The 271-nt window shown below is 48.0% G+C and carries 1 protein-coding gene; it reads right to left on the bottom strand.

The window, feature by feature from the left end; all coding sequences use genetic code 11:
* Positions 1 to 271 (bottom strand): hypothetical protein (locus Q0976_RS24100; RefSeq protein ID WP_299497408.1); only part of this gene is annotated, 271 nt, incomplete at both ends.

The following is a 271-nucleotide window of genomic DNA, read 5'->3' as shown; positions in this document are numbered from 1 at the left end:
GAGCAGGCCTATCTGGTTTAAGCGATTCAGCTGGTGCTGGCTCTGGGGTTGACGCTGATTTAGCTTCTAGCTCTAACATGTCCTCAACCAGCGATGCCATGGACACCACCTCCTCTGTTGGCTCTTCCTGTTTCAAGTAATGTGGTTGAGATTCCAATTGACTGTTTAAGTAACTGACAATGTCACCTAATGTACGACATTCGGCCATTTCCTCAGGGTTTAGCTCAGGTAAAGCGGTGGCTTGAGTTTGCACTGTGCCCAGTATTTCAAC

The sequence above is a fragment of the uncultured Shewanella sp. genome (assembly GCF_947501665.1).
GTDB lineage: Bacteria > Pseudomonadota > Gammaproteobacteria > Enterobacterales > Shewanellaceae > Shewanella.
Note: the sequence above shows the minus strand (reverse complement) of the source record. Positions and strands in the feature narration are given on the sequence as shown.